Here is an 18,566-nt window from a genome sequence, read left to right as displayed (position 1 = left end):
GGGAATAATTGAGATAATAATTAGAACTTTGCTTATTAAGCATTCTCCCGCTTCTTCATAGTTTTTATTTATGAAGAAGCGGATTTCTTCACGTAACGCACGCCACTAACTTATTTGCTTTCTATTTACAAAGGGAATTTTCAATGAAGAAAACATTGCTTGTACTGTTTATCTCGGCCGTTTGCGGTAATGCCTGGTCGCAAAACCTGACGGTTGAACAGCGCCTGGCTCAGCTGGAAAAACAGTTACAGGAAAATGCTAACGAACTTGCACAGACCAAAGCGGCATTAAAAAAGTATCAACAAACCGAATCTGAAAATAAAAGCAATAAGCCTGTAACGACTGTCGTTAATAAACAAATCACAAACAATGCGGTAGCGGGGAAAACAGCGCCAACGCTGAAAGAGATTAGCGATTTCGTCAAAGACGATATCGGTTTTAGCTATTCCGGCTATCTTCGTTCCGGTTGGGGCGCTGCCAGCCATGGATCGCCACAGCCATATGCCGTGGGATCCGTCGGGCGTTTTGGTAATGAATATTCCTCGTGGTTTGATCTGCAATTCACCCAACGCGTCTATGATCACAACGGAAAAACGGCCCATGCGGTGGTGCTGTTCGACGGCAATGTGGGCGAGCAGTATGGCGACGCCTGGTTTGATAAAGATGCTGAAAGCCGATTGCAATTTTCTGATATTTACCTGACCACCAAAGGGTTTCTTCCCTTTGCGCCGGAAGCCGATTTTTGGGTTGGTAAACACAACTTACCGAAATATGAAATCCAGATGCTGGACTGGAAAAGCCACCTCACCGAGAGCGGCGCAGGCGTGGGCATTGAAAACTGGCAACTCGGCGTAGGGCAGATCAATGCCGCGCTGGTGCGCCAGGATTTGAATGCCCATGCGGTGAGCTATCCTGCCGCCAGCGAGGCGATGCAGGTGAATACCAATACGCTCGATGTGCGCTACAACAATATCCCCCTGTGGGATAACGCGACGCTTGCTCTGCTTGGCCGTTATTCGGTGGCGAATAAATCCGACACCTATAAAAGCCGCGAGGATAATGGCAGTTACTACAGCATTAAAGACGCGTGGCTGGCCGGTGTCGTTGTTCGTCAGACGCTTAGCGCGGGCGGTTTTGAGGAGTTTACCGTACAGGCGGCGGATAACTCGCTGGCCAGCGGCTTTGCTCAGCCATTTGGCCCCAGCCCAACGTATGGTTATGGCGACAACTACTACGGCGAGCACAGCTATGGCAAAGCGTTTCGTCTGATCTCGCAGGGCGAAGCGTACCCGTTCTCACAAGTGGTAATGGCGCATGCGCTGATCTACTCGGCAGGTCACGATATTTACAGTTACGATACCGGCGCGCATACGGATTATCAGAGCTTCCGTGCGGTGGTGCGCCCGGCGTGGATTTGGGACAGCTACAATCAGACCGGGGTTGAGCTGGGATGGTTTACGCAGACCAACAAACAGCAGGGCGTGAATTACCATGAACAGGGTTATAAAACCACGCTCTACCACGCGCTGAAAGTCGATACCAGTCTGCTGGCCTCGCGACCGGAGATCCGTTTTTATACGACGTATCTGCGCGCGCAGGATAACGGCATCAGCCATTTCCAGTTTGGCGACCAGAAAAAAGATCAGTTAGCGGTGGGTGTTCAGGCTGAAGTGTGGTGGTAATAGCTAAGGGTTGCGGCGCAAAGGCGCGCCGCAACGCCGGTGTTAAATATCCAGAAAGCTTCCCAGCCGGTAGCCGCGTTCGGCAATCGCATATTTCAACGACAGCGAAGTCAGCACGTCCAGTTCCGTTAAGCGCGGGTAACAGTAGCTGCTCTGGCGCACGGTATTATCGATAAACGCCGGGTGGCACATGATCTCCAGCGAGGTTTCTCCCCGTGCAGTCGAAGCATCCAGTGCCTGTAAAAAGAGCGCTTCGGAAATCGCGTCGCCGTAAAACTCGCTGCTAAAACCCTGGGGTGTGCGCAGGGTATCGGGTAGCGCGAAGTCGGGCGGCAACGCGGGACGATCGATGCGTAGCGCCACGCCGCGCTCTGTGGCGAACGCTGCAACGACAGGCAGGAGCTGCGGGATCATATGCACATGGTGATGGCTATCCAGATGCGTCGGTTCCCGGCCAAACAGGGCGATAAACCGCTGATACTGCGCTTCCAGTTCACCGGCTATCTCTTCCAGCGGCAGCGTATCTTCCTGCGCCATCTGCCAGATCCATTTCCCCAGTTGCCCGTCACGCGCAAGGCCTGGCATGGGCGTCAGCGGTTTACCTAACGTCAGTACAAAGTGCATGCCGACACCGAGCGAGGGTTCTCGCTCGCACAGCCCGGCGGCGTGTTCCACGGCATCACCGTTGACCAGCGCAGTCGTTGAGGTGACAACACCATGACGAAAGCTGTCGATAATGCCGTAGTTCTGCCCTTTGCTGAGGCCAAAATCATCCGCGTTAACAATCAGTAAGCATTCCATAGCTTGCCCCGGTTAGTGATGTTCCGCTTTCAGTTGCGCAAGGGTAGTGGCAAAGTTTGGCAGCCACTTTTCGTGAGCGAGGAGCATTTCACGCGCCAGAATTTCCGCGTCGCGATCGGAGTGGATCAGCGGACTCAGGCTTAGCGCCAGCAGGACATCGTTCAGTTCGCCGCTGAGCGCCGCTTTGCTGGCTGCCACTTCAAAGCCTTTAATGGTGTAGATAAGCCCCAACACTTTCTCATCAAAGTGGGTGACTCGCGGGTGCGGTGTCGCGCCGTTGCGCCCCAGCGTACAGGTCATCTCTACCGCCCAGTCCGCCGGGATATTATCGATATGTCCATGATGCGGAATATTCACATAGTGCTCGGTTTGCTTATCGTTATAGATAGCGTTAATCACTTCGCAGGCCGCATCGGAATAGTACGCGCCGCCGCGCTGCTCAAGCTCTTTCGGTTTCACCTTCAGCTCAGGATCTTTGTACAGCTCAAACAGCTGTTTTTCGACTTTCTGTACCACCTGCGCCCGCGCGCCGCCTTTGTAGTACTCGCCCATTTCAATTGCCAGCATCTCTTTTTGCTTAACGTAATAGAGCAGATAAGAGCAGGGCAGCAGATTAAGCGAGCGGATCAATCCTTCGCTAAACGGCAGGTCGAAAATGTTCTTCACCGAGGAGGCTTTCAGCCTGCCGGAGGCCACACCGTCGAGCAGTTCCGCAAAGCGCGACTCACCATTAACCAGCACATCTTTAATAAACACCATGTGGTTAAGGCCAAACAGATCCATGGCAACATCATCGCTGCTGCTTAAGCCCAACACGTCATGAATAAACATCTTCATGCCGACAGGAATATTGCATACGCCGATAAACTTTTTAAAACCGGTATGGCGATACACCGCTTCTGTCACCATTCCCGCCGGGTTGGTGAAATTAATCACCCACGCATCCGGACAGATCTCTTCCACATCTTTGATGATGTCGAAAATAACCGGAATGGTGCGCAACCCTTTAAACAAGCCGCCCGCGCCGTTGGTTTCCTGACCCAGATAACCGTGGCTAAGCGGAATACGTTCATCCAGTTCGCGGGCTTTCAACTGGCCAACGCGCAGTTGCGTGGTGACAAAGTTCGCCTCGTGCAGCGCTTCGCGGCGGTCCAGCGTTTTAAAAAGTTTTAGCGGAATACCGGCTTTATCAATCATGCGCTGGCAAAGATCGAAAATAATATCCAGCTTCTCTTTTCCGTCCTCAACATCGACCAGCCATAATTCGGTGACCGGCAGTTCGTGGTAGCGCTTAATAAACCCTTCCAGTAACTCCGGGGTGTAGCTACTACCGCCGCCGATGGTGACGACTTTTAATTTCTGCTTCATGATTTCTCCCTTCGTGTCAGACACGGTGGTGTAAAACGTTCAGCCCGCTCGCCGTTACTGGTTGATTTCCGTTAACCTTTTTCGGTAGCTATTGGGGGTGAATGAGGTCATTTTCTTAAATGTTTTAATAAACAGGCTTGGGCTGCTGTAACCCGACTCATAAGCAATATCGGTGACCGAATAGTTGGTCATTTCCAGCTGCTTTTTCGCGAAATCGATGCGAATTTCATTAATGATCTGCATCGGCGTTTTACGGTAATAGCGGCGGGTGGCGCGGGTCAGATACTCCTGCGATTTCGCCGCCAGCTGCACCATATTTTCCATCGCGTTTTCGCCAAACTGCGTTTTATCGTGCATTGCCTCAATAGTGGTTTTTAACCACTGCGGTGTGTCATCCACTACCTGCTCTTCGCGGTAATGGCGCAGGCGGTTAATGACATAAAAAGTCACCGCTTCGATAAACTCGTCCAGCCCGGTTTCGCGGAAATTGAGTGAGGCGATAACGGTTTCCACATAGCTCAGAAACGCGCTGCTGGCGCGGTAGGCCTGCGAGGCGACAAAACAAAAGGGCAGCAGGGCGAGATAATGCTGTTCAAAAAAGCGTTTGCTGATCCCCACATTGAGAATACGCGTCGCGCCAAATTCATAAAAACTTTGGTGGTGCGAACCGAGCGGGATAAAAACGAAATCGCCGCGTTCAAGCAGCACGCGCTTACCGTTAATCTCCTGGTAATAGCGGCCGGTTAATACCAGCGTGAACTCGTAGTAGTCGTGCTGATGCAGCCCGCTGGCGCTCTCCGTCTTGTTGTAGATAAACACATGGAAATTTTTACCGTTAAACAACTGCTGTTCGTGAACGGTTTTGATTCCCAGCGTGTTAATCGAAGGCTGCATTATTGACTCCTTGTTATTTCCGTTTTTCGTGAAGCTCAATCAGTTCCGTTATCAGCTCGCGCGCCAGCATTGACGTCATCAGATGATCCTGCGCATGCACCAGCACCAGGCTCACTTTCATCCGGCCTTCGCCCTGATCGCTTTCAATCAGTTTAGTCTGCACCAGGTGTGCCTCATTGAGCGCCAGTTTTGATTGCTCCATCAGCGCTTTTGCGCCGTCAAAATCACCCTGTTTCGCCTGCTTCAGCGCGGTGTACGCCAGGCTGCGCGCGTGACCCGCGTTGATGATTAAGCCCATTACCACTTCTTCAAGCTCATCGGCTGGGGTGGTGCTCTCCTGCACGGTATCGAAATCGAACATCGTTGCTCCTCACGTGGTTTCCGGCGGGTAAAACCCGCCGGGTTCGGTCAGAATTTCAGTGCATTAGCGATATCTTCTTCGCTCTCTTCCTGCTCAATGGCGTTCTGCGCTTTGTTGGCGACCATCACGAACGGCAGGTAAACCAGCGTTGCAATGCCTAAGTTGAACAGCGCGAGCAACAGCGCGGCGATGCTGCCGTTGGTGTTAAAGAAGGCGCCCAGGCCGGTTGGCATTGTCCACGGTGCAATGTTGGTAATCGGTGGAATAACGCCGGTGTAGTAGGCCAGCAGCGTAATGGCGGCAAGAATTGGCTGCACCAGAATGAAAGGAATAAACATCACCGGGTTCATGATGATCGGCAGACCGAACAAAATCGGTTCGTTAATCTGGAACAAGCCGGAAGGCAGCCCCAGTTTCGCCACCTGGCGGTAATCCGCGCGGCGTGAAGCGAGGAAGATGGCAATAATCAGCCCCAGCGTTGCGCCGCTGCCCCCCAGGAAGATGTAGGAGTCGAGCATCGGTTTCGCCCAGACATGGAACGTTTTACCCGCAGCCAGCGCCGCCTCAACCGAGCCATATTGTTGATAGACAGAAATATTTTCCAGCGCCCACGGCGTCATGATGCCGCTATCCAGCGCGGTCAGCGCCAGCGAACCATGGATGCCGAAAAACCACAGCAGCGGCACAAACAGTACATATGCCCAGCCTACCACGCTGCCCAGCGACGCCAGCGGCGTGGAGATGGTGTCCATGATGATTTGATGAAAATTGGTGCCGTAGTGATTCAGCGCCCAGGCGATAATCCCCATAATCGACAGAATAATAAAACCGGGGATCAGCGCGGAGAACGAACGCGCCACCGACGCCGGCACGCTGTCTGGCAGGGTAATCACCCAGTTGCGGCGCACAATAAAGGTGAACATTTCCGCCACCGCCAGGCCAATAATAATCCCGGAAATAATATTCGCCCCGCCTAACCAGTTTGCGCCAACGGCGTAAGATTCACCGACGCTATACGGGGTGACGGTCATAAACGCGGCTATTGATAACAACCCGGCGGCCAGTGCATCCACTTTGCGCTCTTCAGCAAGCGACATGCCGATAAAAAAAGGTGCCATCAGCGACATAATGCCCAGCGTACCGTTATACACATTGCCGCCGATGCCTTTAAAACTGTTCAGCGTGTCAATGGTCGAGGCATCCAGCCGAATACCCAACGAATAAAAAAACGATCCTTCGCCAAAACTCAGGAACACGTTATTAATTAAGACAAACATCGCCCCGGCGAGGGTCAATGGCATTAAGCGGATAAAGCCGTTTTTAATGGCGTTAACATGTGGCTGTTTGCCGATTTTTACCGCAAAAGGCACCAGTATCTTTTCAAGTGAAGCAATGGCATTACTCATAGAAAAATACCCTTAAATACCGCAATGCAACATTGCGGTGAATGTGTGGGATCACTGTGTGATAAGCGAACGCAAAACGTTTAATTGGCGGCGGCTTTTTTTATTGCCGCCACGGCGGCCTTCAGAACACCTAAACCATCGACTTTGCCGTACAGCGAGGCGTCAATCACTTCGACAGGCTTATTGGGAAGCAGACGCTGGATATCCGGTAACATCCAGGCGATTTGTGGACCTAATAAAACAACATCGGCCTGCGGGCCTTTTTCGCTGGCGAGCGTCTCAGGAAATGCTTCAATAATGACCGGGACTTCATATTTTTCCGCCTGGGTGCGCATCTTCGACACCAGCAATGACGTCGACATGCCCGCAGAACAAAACAGGTAAATATGTTTCTTTTCCATAAAAACGACCCTCATTGTCCGATGATCCGCCAGCCTGACTCGTTTATCTCTCTTGCGGCTGGCGGTGCGCTTAACCTAAATGACTTTTTTCTTCGGTTGAAACAAGTATACGGGAGGGTTATCGGTGCGGGTATTTCATAAGGCTCCAAAATTGTCTCTGGTTGACCTGGTGCTTTGCGGACCTTCACATTTTGGGCAATTTATCGCTAAAGAGGTGGGTCAGGCGGGAATAAGTACGGCTCAACTATTTCTGGATTGCGCTGCACAGCCGCGTTTAAAGAGGCGGTGAGGCGCCGCCATCACGCGGCTGGCAATGGCGGCAACACGCATTATCTCTGCAGGGCGACTAAGGCTTTCGCCACGGCTTCGGAACTGGCCGGGTTTTGCCCGGTGATGAGCTTCCCGTCTTCGACGACAAACGGTGCCCAGTTTGGCCCTTTGGCATACTTCGCGCCGAGTGCTATCAATTCGTCTTCCACCAGAAACGGCACTACGTTGGTCAGCTCAACATCCGCTTCTTCGCCGTTGGTAAAGCCGGTTACTTTACGGCCTTTTACCAGCGGATCGCCGGAAGGGGTTTTCACATGACGCAACACGCCCGGCGCGTGGCAGACAAAACTCACCGGTTTACCGGCACGTTCAAATGCTTCAATCAGCGCAATCGACGTGTCGGATTCCGCCAGATCCCACAGCGGGCCGTGACCACCGGGGTAAAAGACAGCGTCAAAATCCGCGGCGCGTATGCTATCGAGTTTAACGGTGTTAGCCAGCGCCTGCTGGGCTGCCGGATCGGCTTTAAAACGATGGGTCAGTTCGGTTTGAAAATCCGGCAGATCGCTTTTCGGATCCAGCGGTGGCTGGCCACCGGCGGGCGAGGCGAGCACAATCTCTGCGCCCGCGTCTTTGAACACGTAATAAGGGGCGGCGAACTCTTCAAGCCAGAAGCCGGTTTTTTTACCGGTATTACCCAGTTCGCTGTGGGATGTCAGCACCATTACTATTTTCATGTAACCTCCGTGGTGATGCGTTATCAGCGGCATTACCGTTGCCATACTGAATGAAAACGTCGTTCAGTAAGCATAGCGATGAATATTGGCTTTACCGGGATTGTCGGAAAACTCCGGCGATAAGCCTTATCGCATTCACACTTTATTACACGTTGCTACATCGATAATTATTTTCTTTAATGCACGCCATCGCTGAAAAATATTTTTACCCAGTATTATTGCCCATTTTTTCTTTTATTCAAAGAAATGTCTAATCCTGTAAATAAAGCCAGTCTGACAAAGTTGTTATTAAACTGTCAGCCGCTGGTCAGCATGCGCTGCGTAATATTGCTTACGTTGAAACATGATGAGTAAAACCTCTTTTATGCGGAGCTTTATTATGAAAACCATTATGAATACTATGCTTGCTGCAACACTGTTTAGTGCCATCTCTTTCGGCGCGTTTGCCGCGCAACCCGTCACTGACGCTAGCGGCCTGGTGCCGATGGGCACCATTTCAATTGCTAAAGCGGGTACGGTCGCGGATCTCGAAGCGCAAGTTCAGCAAGCGGCTGAAAAAGATAACGCGAAATACTATAAAATCATCTCCGCCGGTGGCGATGAATATATTTATGGCAATGCGATTCTGTATAAATAATGCATTGCAATTCACCCCGGTCTTTCATTCGCTAAAGACCAGGGTGAATTATTGAGACATTGAAAAGGGCGCCGCGCAGGGCGCCTTTTTGCTGGCTATGATTTTCGTTGTTCGCGCGCCAGCAGGTAGAAACAGAGTAGACCGGCGCAAATACTCATGTTTTTGGTGAATTGAATCACTTGCCCGGCTTGCTGGGGGCCGCTTGCCGCCCAGAATTGATGGAACATAATACTGGTGAGCAAAATATAGAAGATCCACAACAGTGATATTTCTTTAACCCGATAACCCATAATAAATGCAATGCTGCCACCCAGCTCAATGGCAATGGCAAAAATGATCATCAGTTTGCCAATTAACATATCGCCAAACGGCGTTTTTAACACGTTATCGGTGAAGTTGATTATCTTTCCGCTGCCGCTATATAGAAACAGCGGCGTAATTAAGATACGGGCAATGATAATAATTGTGTGGCTGTTCATGCGCGGTTCCTTGAATAAGAAAAAACCAATGAGTGGGCATGAGCAGTATATTGGCGCAACCCTGACGGCCGAATGACGCCACTCTGTCAAAGCTGTCAGGGATAATGGCTGGCGCTATTTTTTAAGCGCCAGCGTGAAGCCAAAGGTATTTTCGCCGTTCAGGCTGGTGGCAAAGACATCACCACCGTGCATTTGCGCCACCGCTTTGACAATCGACAGGCCAAGCCCGTGGTTGGTATCGCTTTGCGTTCTGGCGTGATCGGCGCGGTAAAAGCGCTCAAACAATCTTTCCAGGTGGTGGCTTTCAATGGCATCGCCGTAATTTTTAACGCTCACCGTCGCATGCTGGTCATTGCTGGTTAAGGTGACCGTAACCTGGCTGTTTTCATAGGCGTAGCGGGCGCTGTTTTCCAGCAAATTAGCGAGTGAGCGGGTAAACAGTCGCCTGTCGACGCAGATCTGAACATCACCTTCGATCAGCAACTGCAAATGGCGATCGGTGAACGACGGTTCGGTATATTCGGCCGTTTTTAACGCTTCCTCACGCAGCGATACTTCCGAAAGCTGCGCCGGATGCTTACCGGTTTGCGCATGGGACAAGAACAGCATGTCGTTGACGATCGACGTCATGCGGTTCACCTCCTCAAGATTTGATTCGAGGCAGGCTTCGAGTTCCTCATGGCTGCGCTTGCGCGAAAGGGCTAATTGCGTCTGGCCGAGAATGCTTGAGAGCGGCGTTCTCAACTCGTGCGCCACATCGGCGTTAAAACTTTCCAGTTGTCGCCATGCGGTTTGCTGGCGGGCGAGCACGCCGTTAAAGGCTTCCGCCAGGCCCTGCAACTCCTGCGGCAGCGCGGTGGCATCCAGCCGCTGACCGTCAATCCCCGGCGCCAGTTCACGCGCCTGCTGGCTGAGGAGTTCCACCGGCTGCATCCCCTGGCGGGAGATGACAAAGCCTAAAAAGGTCACAAACAGCACGCCCATGGTGGTGATAAAAATCAGCACCTGGGTAAATTCATTCAGCGTGCCCATATACGGCGTGGAGTCGATAGAAACCACAAAATGCAACGGCGTCACGCCATCGCGGTAGCGAATGGTTTTCGTCAGAATAAACAACGGACACTGGTCGGTTTTGTCCCGGTTAACGCGGCTGAAGCCATCGGTAAGGGCATTAAGATCGATCTCTTTTGGCGGCTCGCCACCGACTTGCAGCGCCGGATCGCTGCTTAAAATCCAGTAGTGAACGCGCCCGCCTTCCGAGTTACTCAGGCTCATCAGCTTGGTTTTGAGTTCATCCAGTTCATGGTGATTAAACTTGGAAACGATCAATGGCTCCACCAGCGAGTAGCGGAACATCAACTCGTTATGCATCTGTTTATTCAGCGATTCGCGCAGCGACTCCCGCAGGCAAAGCGCATAGGCGAGGGCAATACATAAGGTGACCACCGCAAACGTTAGCGCCAGTTTGCGGGAAATAGAACGGTTAAACATACGCACTCATTTTGCCGGGATCGTCGTCGCGATACTCAAGGATGTAACCCATTCCGCGCACGGTGTGCAGCAGCTTCTCTTCAAACGGGGAGTCGATTTTGGCGCGTAAACGTTTGATCGCGACTTCGACAATATTGGCGTCGCTTTCAAAGTTCATATCCCAGACCTGCTCGGCAATCATCATTTTCGACAGCACTTCCCCCTGGTGCCTGGCGAGCAGACTTAACAGGGCAAACTCCTTTTGCGTCAGGTCGATGCGCATACCGTTGCGGTAAACTTTGCGCGCGAGCAGATCGAGTTGCAGGTTGTGGACCTGCAACTGAGAAATATCGAGCCCATCGGTTGGTCGGCGGCGCAGCAGCGCCTGAATGCGGGCCACCAGCTCAATCAGCGAAAACGGTTTGGTCAGGTAATCATCCGCGCCCAGCCGCAGCCCTTTTACCCGTTCATCAAGCGAACCGCGCGCGGAAAGCATCAGCACTGGCGTCTGTTTCAGCTTGCGCAGGCTGGTGATAACGGTATACCCGTCCATCGATGGCAGCATGACATCAAGGATAATGGCGTCGTAATCCATCTCTGTTGCCAGAAATAACCCTTCGCGCCCGTCTGCGCAGACATCGACGTTGTAACCTTGCTCGCGAAGCGCGGTGTTGATGTAAGACGAAATTTTCTCTTCATCTTCGATTAAAAGGAGTTTCATGACGCTGGCCCTGATGAGTACCCATAACTGACGCCAATAATATAAAGCGTTGCCGCTAACAATTGCCTGACCGTTAACTGACAATTTTGTAAGCAAAAGATGTTGCAACGAATAAAATTCCCGCCTGGTGCGTTTACGGGGTATCTGCAATCGGGAGAATCCATTTATGAAACGCATCATTCCGACCATGATGATTGGCCTTTTAAGCGCGCCGGGATCACAGGCAATGCCGCTCAGCTACCGCATCGCCACGCCGGCAACCACGGTCGCGCTCTCCTGGCACGCCTTTGGCGGCGTGTCACAGGCGCATCTTGACGGCGTAAGTGGCGACGTAACGCTGAATCCGGCACAGGAGAGGGAGGATCGCATCAGCGTGACGATCCCCGTTGCGACACTTATCGCCTCTAACAGCCTGTTGACCTACCAACTAAAAAGCAGCCTGTTCTTTGATGCGGAACGCTATCCGACCATCGCCTTTAGCAGTAGCCGGGTGGTGGATTTAGGCGACGGCCATTTCCGGGTTTTTGGTTCGCTGGCGGTAAAAAATGTTCGCCGCCCGGTGATCCTCGACGCCACGCTGCAAAAACAGGGCAGGGAGGATTCGGGGCAACTTTCGCTGCATGCCACCACCGCTATCTCCCGTTCGGCATTTAACATGGATAAGTTCGCCATGCTGGTGGACGACACGGTAACGATAAATATTGAAATCCATGCGCAAGCCCGCCAGCCAGCGTAAGCCGTGGCGGGCAGGATTTATGACAGCGCGGTCTGCAGCGCCTGCGCGTGCTGTGACAATTGCGGCGGTGGATTTCGGCCTATCAGCACAAATTGATAGCCGCGCTGATGCCACCAGACGAGGTGCATATCGTGGCGATTTTCAGGCGTTAAGGCGCGCGTTTCAGCATGTCGTTCAGGCGAAATACACAGCGCCATCGGGCCATATTCCGCATCCATCCAGGCGATTTGCGCAATCGAGGTGCTGTCATAGCGCAGCATGCGCACCATTTTGAGTTCTGCGCCGGTCAGGGCAAGCTGCGCCACCTTCACGTTTAAGCCAATATCCTCCGCCGTGCGCGCCAGCCCGCGCTGCAAAGCAATGGGCGAGCTGTCTGCATCCAGCAGCGTTTCCGCGCTATACAGCGACATGTATTGCGCTTCAAGATCGCGGATTTTCTCACTCTCATCACGCGCTGCCGCCAGGGGTTTTGCGAAGTAGCCTAATCCGCTGCCGATAACTAAAAAACTGAGCGATGCGGCAATCAGTGAACGGCGGCTGACGCCCGCGGAAGGGCGGGGCGAAGCCAGCAGCGCGTTTAATCGCGCCTGCATTCGCGCTTCGGGGGCAGCATTTAGCAGCGGTGCGAACGCTTCGGCGAAATCCGCCCGATCCTGTTTTAGCGCCCCGGTACGGCTGGCGAGCTGGTCGTCTTGTGCAAGCTGGCTTGCAAATTGTTGCGCATCCGCTTCGCTCATCTCGCCATCGAGCCAGGCGACAATCGCGTCATCCTGGTAGGGCGGTGTAAATGTTCTGGGGTTCATGAGCGTTTCTCCTCGGCTTTGGCCGGCATAGTGGCTTTTTTCGCCAGCGTCGCGCGTGCGCTCGCCAGACGGCTCATGATGGTGCCAATCGGCACGGCGAGCGTGTCTGCCGCTTCCTGATAGGTAAACCCTTCGACATAAACCAGAAATACGGTATTGCGCTGCGCCTCCGGTAGGGCGCTGACGTGCTGCATAATTTTCGCGTAATGCCGCCGCGCGTCATGCTGGGCGTGGGTATCCGCCGCCAGCAGTTCGTCGCTCTCCACAAAGCCTTGCCCCATCCGCACGCGACGGGCGCGCAAATCAGAGATCCAGATCGAGTGCAGTATGGCGAACAACCAGCTGTCTATGCGCGTGCCGGGGGTAAATTGCGCACTCTTTTCGAGTGCGCGAACGCAGGTCGACTGCACCAGTTCTTCGGCAACCTCGCGGTTGCGCGACAGAACCAGCCCGTAGCGCCACAGGCGTGTCAGATGTGCAGCAAGTTGCTGGCGAACGTCACTGGTGGTGATTTTGCGCTCCTCGCAGCGGTAGTCAGGATTCAGGGTGACCATTAATCGCCGCCTGCAAATCGCGATACTCTTCGCATTGCACGCCGCATAGCGTGGCGATGGTCTTCAGTTGCTCTTTTGCCAGATCCGGGCGGCCTTTCACCAGCCACGCTTCACCGAGATATTCACGCACTTTCGCATACTGCGGGTTGAGCGCCAGCGAACGCTGATAATAGCCAATGCCTTCATCGGTGCGACCCAGTTTGCGCGTGGCGTAACCCCGGTAGTTCCAGGCTTCGGCGGTATTGGCGTTTTTCAGCGTATCCAGCAGATTCAGCGCCGCCTGATACTCCCCCTTTTTCGCCAGATGGTAAGCATAACGGGTTTTATCGTCGTCACTAAGGCGGCTGCTTTTTTCCGCCACACACTGTTTGAGCGTGCTGTCATAAACCTGCCCGCTCGGGCAGTCTGGCGTTTTACTGTTGGTATTATCGTCTCCGGCGGCAAAAACCTGCGCGGCAGGCAGCAAAAATAGCGACAGCAACAGCGGGGCGAGCGTTCTCATGTGAAGTTCCTTCGGTAGCGTGAGTAGTGAGTTAACGCCGCAATAGCTATTTCTATTCGAAAAAAATCACCTTTCCCGCAAAGCACGACTGAGGCTGGCGACATCACCGTTACGTCATACATCCGGTTTATACTTTCATACGGCTTGTCGCGGTAATGTGAATCTCTGATTCGGCGGAGGGGAAACCATGCGTGTTAGCGGGCAGCAAGGCGAATTAACGGCGTTAGCGGTGGCGGGCAGCTATGTGGTGTTGCTGGGCTGGGATATGCCAGAACAGCACATCCTCGCCGGTAATATTCTCGGTTTCGCCATTCAGCGCACGCGAAAAAGCGACGGGGAAGTTATCTGGTTAAGCGGCATGAAAACTTTCGCCAGTGTCGAGCCGACGCCCGCGCCGGGCGTGCCGGTCTCCTCGTTCAGACACCCTTTCCAGACCTTTCAATGGTCTGATTACAGCGTTGCGCCCAACGCTGAATATCGCTACAGGATTGTCGCCATGCGCGGGCCTGCCGGGGCGTTAACGCCGGGCGAAGCGGTGGAACTTTCGCTATTAACCGAGCCGGTGGATAACGGCGAGCACGCGATCTTCTTCAACCGTGGGGCGATCGCCTCCCAGGAGTATGCCCGCCGCTTTCACAATGCCAGCCCGGCGGAGATTGGCGATGCGGCCTGGAAGTGGCTGTCGCGCGGCCTGCTGGAAGGGCTGGAGCGGTTTATCGGCCAGGCGGATAAAGGTGATGAGCTGCACGGTGCCATTTTTGAATTCAAAAACAGCCACATCTATGAAGCGTTAAAAAGCGCTGCCGCGCGCGGCGCGACCGTGAGCGTGATTTACGATGGCGACTCGCAGCGCGAGTCCAATGAAAAACATCTGGCGCACAGCGGCATCGAGGCGCTGACGCATGCCCGCAAACACTCCGGGCGTTATATGCATAACAAATTCTTTGTTTTTCGGCGCAACGGTGTATCGCAGCAGGTGTGGACCGGCTCCACTAATCTCAGCGAAAACGGCATTTTTGGTCACTCGAATAATGCCCATATCGTTCGCGATCCGCGCGTGGCTGAGCAGTATGAAACCTACTGGCAATTGCTGTTGCAGGATTTAACCCGCTCGCCAATGGCGAAAAAAGTCGAAACGATCACCGCTGCGCCGCCGGTTCCCTGGCGGGATGAAGTCAGCACCGTCTTTTCGCCGCGCACTTCGCTCACCGCGCTGGAGTGGTACGCCCAACTGGCGGCGGGCGCGCAACGGGCGCTTTTCGGCACCTTCGCTTTCGGCATGAACAAACTGTTTGTTCCCGCCTGGGATCGCACCGATGAGGTGTTGCGCTTCGCCCTGCTGGAGAAAAAAGGTTCCGGCAGCCAGTACAAGCAACAAGCGGCGGAAATTGACCGTATCCGCAAACACCCTAATGTCACCATCGCCGTTGGGCAGAATCTGGTGCTGAACGCCTTTGACCGCTGGCTGAAAGAGATCGAAAGCCCGGTTGAAGAGACGCACGTTACTTACATTCACACCAAATATTTGCTGATCGACCCGCTTGGCCCGGAGCCGATTGTGATAGTTGGGTCGGCAAACTTCTCCGCCGCGTCCACCGACACCAATGATGAAAACATGCTGGTGATCAAGGGCAACGCCGCCGTGGCGGACGTTTATCTTGGCGAGTTTATGCGCCTCTTTACCCACTACGCGTTTCGCGAATCGGTGGCGCGTTCGCAACAGCGCATCGTTGCGGGCGCGGTGTCGCCAAAATATCTGTACGAAACCACACAGTGGATTGATGCCGCATCCGGCTATTTTGTCGCCGGTAGCGATCGCGCCCTGCGTCGTCGCTACTTTTCCGGCCAGTAAGCGGCGACAAAATAGCGATGGCCGGAAATAATTGCCGGTGGCGATAGTTTCGCCACCGGTCTTTTCTTCTGCCTTTGTTCGGCCTGATAAAAAGTGAAATAACCGCTATTAAAGCGCACCGGCATGGAGATTTTGTTTAAGTTCGGTGAAATGCAAACAATGTCTGGCGTTACTGTTTTCCGCGCGAACAATAATGAGCACAAAAACCCGCCTGCGTGGCGGGTTCTCGCGCATTCAGTGAGCGGTTTATTGCTGGTGAGTAAATATCCGCTCGCCAATTTTTTGTGCCTCATGTAATAACGCCTCCGGCGTGCCGAAATCAGGCAGCATCAGCGTGGCATTGGTGCGGACCGGCGCACCACAATAATCAAAAATCCCGTGGGCGATTTGCGTGTGCCACGCTTGCGCATAACCATGTTTTTCAAACGTTTTCATATCTGAACCACCGAGCGCAAGCAGATGCACAGGCAAATGCCCGAGTTTGCCGGACACTTTGCCGTTTGCGCCCTCTTCATAGGCCCAGCCGTTAGAAAAGACCCGATCAATCCAGCCTTTTAACAGACCCGGCATCGTCCACCAGTAAATGGGAAATACCAGTACCAGCGCATCGGCTCTCGCAATGCGCGCCTGCTCGGCCAGCACATCGGCAGGCAGCGGCGCGCCTTCACTGAAAGCAGCGTGATCGGCTGCAGAAAACAGGGGATTAAAACCTTCTTGCGCAAGATCGGCAAACTCCACGCTGTTTTCCGGCGTTTCGCCCGTTATTCCCGCCGCAACCGCCTGCGCCGCACGATGGGTTAACGAGCTTGTTAAAGGGTGAGAAACCACGATTAACGCATGCATCTGAACCTCCTCGATTGCCATCCGCCGTTAACGGACGTAGTCTTATATACGAACAGTAACCTACCATTGGTAAGTTACTTTTAGTATATAAGCCTGTCAAGGGAGAAACATCATGGCGGAAACGCGTGTGCGTCAGCGCTTGTCGCGGGAAGAGCGTTATTCGCAGCTTGTCGATGTCGCGTGGCACATTATTCGTGAAGAGGGCACCGAAGCGCTGACGCTCGGCCATCTGGCGGACTTAGCCGGTGTCACAAAGCCGGTGGTGTACGATCATTTCACCAGCCGTTCCGGGCTGCTGGCGGCGCTGTATCGCGAATATGACCAACGCCAGAACCGCAAAATGGATGACGCGCTGGCAAAGACCGCGCCGGAACTCGCCGCGCGCGCCACGGTTATCGCCACTGCTTATATTGAGTGCGTGCTGTTTCAGGGGCGCGAAATGCCAAGTTTACTGGCGGCGCTCGCCGGTACGCCGGAACTGGAGACTATCCGCCGCGAATACGCCGTCGATTTCATTGGTAAATGCCGCACGCTGTTCGCGCCATTTTGCGGCGAACCGCTGCGTGATGCGCCGCTGTGGGCCATGCTGGGTGCCGCCGAAGGGCTCTCCTGGGCAGCGGTGCAGGGCGCTATCAGCGAGTCGCAGGCGAAAGAGGAGCTTTGTGCGGTCATCATCGCCATGGTTCGGGCGACACTGCCGCGCAGCTAAAGCGGTTCTACCTGGCGCGCGCCTTGCATCAGGGAAGCAGGACTTCCCTGGAGCATACGCATGATAGCCAATTCATCGACCACCATCCGTTTCCTGCTCGCCTCGCGCCAGTGTGAGCTCAACAGCCTGCGTTATCTGCTGCAAAGCGGCGAGCTGGTGGGCAAGATCAGCCAACTGGTACACATGCTGCAACGCGAGCGGGGAACCTCCAATATGTTCCTCTGCTCAAGCAAGGGGCAATTTGCTGATGAGCTGATCCTGCGCGAACAAGAGGTGGCGCAGGCACAAGCACCGCTGATGGCGCAGCTCGACACGCTGGAGCAGCAAATTGCCGCGCTGCCGCAGGCCAGCCGCCTGTTCAGCCACGTCGCGAGCGTGGTGTACGCCCTGAGTGTGTTACCTGCGTTACGCCAGCAAATCCGCCAGCGCACGCTGCGTTTACCGCAGGCGATGAGCTTCTTTAATGACATCATCCGCCACCTGCTGTCGCTGGTGTTTGAGCTGTCTGACACCGCCGCCGAACCGGCCATCTCCCGGCACTTAATCGCCATGTTCAGCTTTATGCAGGGCAAAGAGTACGCAGGCCAGGAGCGGGCGACCGGCGCGGCGGCCTTTGCCGCTGGCACCTTCAGCGAAGAGACTCAGCAGAAATTGCTCAGCCTGATTGAACGCCAGGAGCGCTGTTTCGCCACCTTCGCCGATTTCGCCGACGATGAACACCGCCTGCGCTGGCAGCAGATGGCGGCCGACAGCCAGTTTGAACGCCTGCGGCGCATTGCCTGCACCGGGCGTGAGCTCTACGAAACCGACAGTTGCCTGCGCTGGTTTGCCCTTGCCACGCAGCGCATTGACGAGATGAAAACGCTGGAAGATGCGCTGGCGCAAACGCTGATGGCGCACTGCCGCGCACGCATTGCCGCCACCGAGCAGGCGAATAATGAGCAACTCGCCGATATCGAAAGCCTGATGCCCGCATACGAAAGCGAAGAGAGCAGTTACTCGGTCTTTAGCGATGCGCACGGCTGGCTGGAGAGCGGCGGTGTTCGCCCGCAGCTTGGCCGTTCACTGCTGGTGCTGGTGCAGCAGCAGTCGCGGCGCTTGCAGGCGCTGGACACTGAGCTTGCGGCGCTGCGCGAAACGCTCAACGAGCGCAAACAGATTGAGCGCGCGAAAAGCATGTTGATGCAGCACCGGCAAATCAGCGAAGAGGAGGCCTATAAAACCCTGCGCCGCATGGCGATGAACCAGAATAAAAAGCTGATTGAAATCGCCAGCGCCATGCTGGCGGTAGCCGATGTTTTTCAGGCTAACCCTTAAGGAGTAGCTGCACATTGCCTGTG

20 protein-coding genes are annotated in these 18,566 nt (G+C 54.2%); 6 read left to right on the top strand and 14 right to left on the bottom strand.

What is annotated here, in order from left to right:
- The first annotated feature begins 143 nt into the window (after nucleotides 1-143).
- Nucleotides 144-1,682: a carbohydrate porin gene (locus IP581_RS18375; RefSeq protein WP_193821080.1), complete on the top strand. Its 1,539-nt coding sequence runs from the start codon at nucleotides 144-146 to the stop codon at nucleotides 1,680-1,682.
- Nucleotides 1,683-1,724: 42 nt separating this feature from the next.
- Here IP581_RS18375 and chbG read toward each other — a convergent pair whose 3' ends face one another.
- The 7 genes from chbG to IP581_RS18340 all read right to left on the bottom strand — a co-directional run bounded on the left by chbG (nucleotide 1,725) and on the right by IP581_RS18340 (nucleotide 7,920).
- Entirely contained in the window at nucleotides 1,725-2,483 is a 759-nt protein-coding gene (gene chbG, locus IP581_RS18370; protein ID WP_193821079.1) for a chitin disaccharide deacetylase, read from the bottom strand.
- A gap of 12 nt (nucleotides 2,484-2,495) precedes the next feature.
- On the bottom strand, nucleotides 2,496-3,851 hold the full coding sequence (locus IP581_RS18365; protein WP_086873637.1) for a 6-phospho-beta-glucosidase: 1,356 nt from the start codon (nucleotides 3,849-3,851) through the stop codon (nucleotides 2,496-2,498).
- Between the two features lie 54 nt (nucleotides 3,852-3,905).
- Complete coding sequence (chbR, locus tag IP581_RS18360; RefSeq protein WP_086873638.1) at nucleotides 3,906-4,745, bottom strand: transcriptional regulator ChbR; 840 nt, start codon at nucleotides 4,743-4,745, stop codon at nucleotides 3,906-3,908.
- 13 nt (nucleotides 4,746-4,758) lie between these two features.
- Nucleotides 4,759-5,106 (bottom strand): PTS N,N'-diacetylchitobiose transporter subunit IIA, encoded by a 348-nt coding sequence (gene chbA, locus IP581_RS18355; RefSeq protein WP_097401538.1) that lies wholly within the window; start codon nucleotides 5,104-5,106, stop codon nucleotides 4,759-4,761.
- Nucleotides 5,107-5,153: 47 nt separating this feature from the next.
- Nucleotides 5,154-6,512 carry a PTS N,N'-diacetylchitobiose transporter subunit IIC gene (gene chbC / locus IP581_RS18350; RefSeq protein ID WP_193821078.1) on the bottom strand — a complete coding sequence of 453 codons (1,359 nt, stop codon included), beginning with the start codon at nucleotides 6,510-6,512 and terminating at the stop codon, nucleotides 5,154-5,156.
- 80 nt (nucleotides 6,513-6,592) lie between these two features.
- Complete coding sequence (locus IP581_RS18345; protein ID WP_017459242.1) at nucleotides 6,593-6,913, bottom strand: PTS sugar transporter subunit IIB; 321 nt, start codon at nucleotides 6,911-6,913, stop codon at nucleotides 6,593-6,595.
- 329 nt (nucleotides 6,914-7,242) lie between these two features.
- Nucleotides 7,243-7,920 carry a type 1 glutamine amidotransferase domain-containing protein gene (locus IP581_RS18340; RefSeq protein ID WP_193821077.1) on the bottom strand — a complete coding sequence of 226 codons (678 nt, stop codon included), beginning with the start codon at nucleotides 7,918-7,920 and terminating at the stop codon, nucleotides 7,243-7,245.
- A gap of 379 nt (nucleotides 7,921-8,299) precedes the next feature.
- On the opposite strand from IP581_RS18340, the gene IP581_RS18335 reads away from it, so the two are divergent.
- Nucleotides 8,300-8,557, top strand: a complete 258-nt coding sequence (locus IP581_RS18335; RefSeq protein WP_086873642.1) for a YdgH/BhsA/McbA-like domain containing protein — start codon at nucleotides 8,300-8,302, stop codon at nucleotides 8,555-8,557.
- Between the two features lie 95 nt (nucleotides 8,558-8,652).
- On the opposite strand, the gene IP581_RS18330 is transcribed toward IP581_RS18335, so the two are convergent.
- From IP581_RS18330 to IP581_RS18320, 3 genes are all read right to left on the bottom strand, one after another.
- Entirely contained in the window at nucleotides 8,653-9,036 is a 384-nt protein-coding gene (locus IP581_RS18330; protein ID WP_193821076.1) for a DoxX family protein, read from the bottom strand.
- Nucleotides 9,037-9,150: 114 nt separating this feature from the next.
- A complete protein-coding gene (locus tag IP581_RS18325) occupies nucleotides 9,151-10,527 on the bottom strand; it encodes a heavy metal sensor histidine kinase (RefSeq protein WP_193821075.1) in 1,377 nt (458 codons plus the stop codon).
- Complete coding sequence (locus IP581_RS18320; protein ID WP_097401532.1) at nucleotides 10,520-11,227, bottom strand: heavy metal response regulator transcription factor; 708 nt, start codon at nucleotides 11,225-11,227, stop codon at nucleotides 10,520-10,522. The genes IP581_RS18325 and IP581_RS18320 overlap by 8 nt, the downstream gene beginning before the upstream one ends.
- A 166-nt stretch (nucleotides 11,228-11,393) precedes the next feature.
- Between IP581_RS18320 and IP581_RS18315 the strand changes: the two genes are divergently transcribed.
- Nucleotides 11,394-11,963 carry a YceI family protein gene (locus IP581_RS18315; protein WP_193821074.1) on the top strand — a complete coding sequence of 190 codons (570 nt, stop codon included), beginning with the start codon at nucleotides 11,394-11,396 and terminating at the stop codon, nucleotides 11,961-11,963.
- A gap of 17 nt (nucleotides 11,964-11,980) precedes the next feature.
- Here IP581_RS18315 and IP581_RS18310 read toward each other — a convergent pair whose 3' ends face one another.
- Genes IP581_RS18310 through IP581_RS18300 form a run of 3 tightly spaced genes read right to left on the bottom strand, consistent with a single transcriptional unit; the run spans nucleotide 11,981 to nucleotide 13,822 of the window.
- Nucleotides 11,981-12,766 (bottom strand): anti-sigma factor family protein, encoded by a 786-nt coding sequence (locus IP581_RS18310; RefSeq protein ID WP_193821073.1) that lies wholly within the window; start codon nucleotides 12,764-12,766, stop codon nucleotides 11,981-11,983.
- Nucleotides 12,763-13,320, bottom strand: a complete 558-nt coding sequence (locus tag IP581_RS18305; RefSeq protein ID WP_193821072.1) for a sigma-70 family RNA polymerase sigma factor — start codon at nucleotides 13,318-13,320, stop codon at nucleotides 12,763-12,765. The genes IP581_RS18310 and IP581_RS18305 overlap by 4 nt, the downstream gene beginning before the upstream one ends.
- Nucleotides 13,301-13,822, bottom strand: coding sequence for a tetratricopeptide repeat protein (locus IP581_RS18300; RefSeq protein ID WP_193821071.1), 522 nt, complete (start codon nucleotides 13,820-13,822; stop codon nucleotides 13,301-13,303). The genes IP581_RS18305 and IP581_RS18300 overlap by 20 nt, the downstream gene beginning before the upstream one ends.
- 187 nt (nucleotides 13,823-14,009) lie before the next feature.
- On the opposite strand from IP581_RS18300, the gene IP581_RS18295 reads away from it, so the two are divergent.
- Entirely contained in the window at nucleotides 14,010-15,674 is a 1,665-nt protein-coding gene (locus IP581_RS18295) for a phospholipase D-like domain-containing protein (RefSeq protein ID WP_193821070.1), read from the top strand.
- Nucleotides 15,675-15,920: 246 nt separating this feature from the next.
- Here the strand turns inward: IP581_RS18295 and IP581_RS18290 are convergent, their stop codons facing one another.
- Nucleotides 15,921-16,517, bottom strand: coding sequence for an NAD(P)H-dependent oxidoreductase (locus tag IP581_RS18290; RefSeq protein ID WP_193821069.1), 597 nt, complete (start codon nucleotides 16,515-16,517; stop codon nucleotides 15,921-15,923).
- Nucleotides 16,518-16,629: 112 nt separating this feature from the next.
- On the opposite strand from IP581_RS18290, the gene IP581_RS18285 reads away from it, so the two are divergent.
- Together IP581_RS18285 and IP581_RS18280 are read left to right on the top strand one after the other, a co-directional pair.
- Entirely contained in the window at nucleotides 16,630-17,226 is a 597-nt protein-coding gene (locus IP581_RS18285; RefSeq protein WP_193821068.1) for a TetR/AcrR family transcriptional regulator, read from the top strand.
- A gap of 60 nt (nucleotides 17,227-17,286) precedes the next feature.
- Nucleotides 17,287-18,543: a nitrate regulatory protein gene (locus IP581_RS18280; protein WP_193821067.1), complete on the top strand. Its 1,257-nt coding sequence runs from the start codon at nucleotides 17,287-17,289 to the stop codon at nucleotides 18,541-18,543.
- Nucleotides 18,544-18,566: the final 23 nt, after the last annotated feature.

The organism is Kosakonia pseudosacchari (assembly GCF_015167415.1).
GTDB lineage: Bacteria > Pseudomonadota > Gammaproteobacteria > Enterobacterales > Enterobacteriaceae > Kosakonia > Kosakonia pseudosacchari.
The sequence above is the reverse complement of the archived record's forward strand: the minus strand, read 5'-3'. Positions and strand labels throughout refer to the sequence as shown.

Bases quoted from the DNA above. Each gene is read 5' to 3' on its own strand.
- IP581_RS18375 (WP_193821080.1), top strand. From the start codon at position 144: ATGAAGAAAACATTGCTTGTACTGTTTATCTCGGCCGTTTGCGGTAAT.
- chbG (WP_193821079.1), bottom strand. From the start codon at position 2,483: ATGGAATGCTTACTGATTGTTAACGCGGATGATTTTGGCCTCAGCAAA.
- IP581_RS18365 (WP_086873637.1), bottom strand. From the start codon at position 3,851: ATGAAGCAGAAATTAAAAGTCGTCACCATCGGCGGCGGTAGTAGCTAC.
- chbR (WP_086873638.1), bottom strand. From the start codon at position 4,745: ATGCAGCCTTCGATTAACACGCTGGGAATCAAAACCGTTCACGAACAG.
- chbA (WP_097401538.1), bottom strand. From the start codon at position 5,106: ATGTTCGATTTCGATACCGTGCAGGAGAGCACCACCCCAGCCGATGAG.
- chbC (WP_193821078.1), bottom strand. From the start codon at position 6,512: ATGAGTAATGCCATTGCTTCACTTGAAAAGATACTGGTGCCTTTTGCG.
- IP581_RS18345 (WP_017459242.1), bottom strand. From the start codon at position 6,913: ATGGAAAAGAAACATATTTACCTGTTTTGTTCTGCGGGCATGTCGACG.
- IP581_RS18340 (WP_193821077.1), bottom strand. From the start codon at position 7,920: ATGAAAATAGTAATGGTGCTGACATCCCACAGCGAACTGGGTAATACC.
- IP581_RS18335 (WP_086873642.1), top strand. From the start codon at position 8,300: ATGAAAACCATTATGAATACTATGCTTGCTGCAACACTGTTTAGTGCC.
- IP581_RS18330 (WP_193821076.1), bottom strand. From the start codon at position 9,036: ATGAACAGCCACACAATTATTATCATTGCCCGTATCTTAATTACGCCG.
- IP581_RS18325 (WP_193821075.1), bottom strand. From the start codon at position 10,527: ATGTTTAACCGTTCTATTTCCCGCAAACTGGCGCTAACGTTTGCGGTG.
- IP581_RS18320 (WP_097401532.1), bottom strand. From the start codon at position 11,227: ATGAAACTCCTTTTAATCGAAGATGAAGAGAAAATTTCGTCTTACATC.
- IP581_RS18315 (WP_193821074.1), top strand. From the start codon at position 11,394: ATGAAACGCATCATTCCGACCATGATGATTGGCCTTTTAAGCGCGCCG.
- IP581_RS18310 (WP_193821073.1), bottom strand. From the start codon at position 12,766: ATGAACCCCAGAACATTTACACCGCCCTACCAGGATGACGCGATTGTC.
- IP581_RS18305 (WP_193821072.1), bottom strand. From the start codon at position 13,320: ATGGTCACCCTGAATCCTGACTACCGCTGCGAGGAGCGCAAAATCACC.
- IP581_RS18300 (WP_193821071.1), bottom strand. From the start codon at position 13,822: ATGAGAACGCTCGCCCCGCTGTTGCTGTCGCTATTTTTGCTGCCTGCC.
- IP581_RS18295 (WP_193821070.1), top strand. From the start codon at position 14,010: ATGCGTGTTAGCGGGCAGCAAGGCGAATTAACGGCGTTAGCGGTGGCG.
- IP581_RS18290 (WP_193821069.1), bottom strand. From the start codon at position 16,517: ATGCATGCGTTAATCGTGGTTTCTCACCCTTTAACAAGCTCGTTAACC.
- IP581_RS18285 (WP_193821068.1), top strand. From the start codon at position 16,630: ATGGCGGAAACGCGTGTGCGTCAGCGCTTGTCGCGGGAAGAGCGTTAT.
- IP581_RS18280 (WP_193821067.1), top strand. From the start codon at position 17,287: ATGATAGCCAATTCATCGACCACCATCCGTTTCCTGCTCGCCTCGCGC.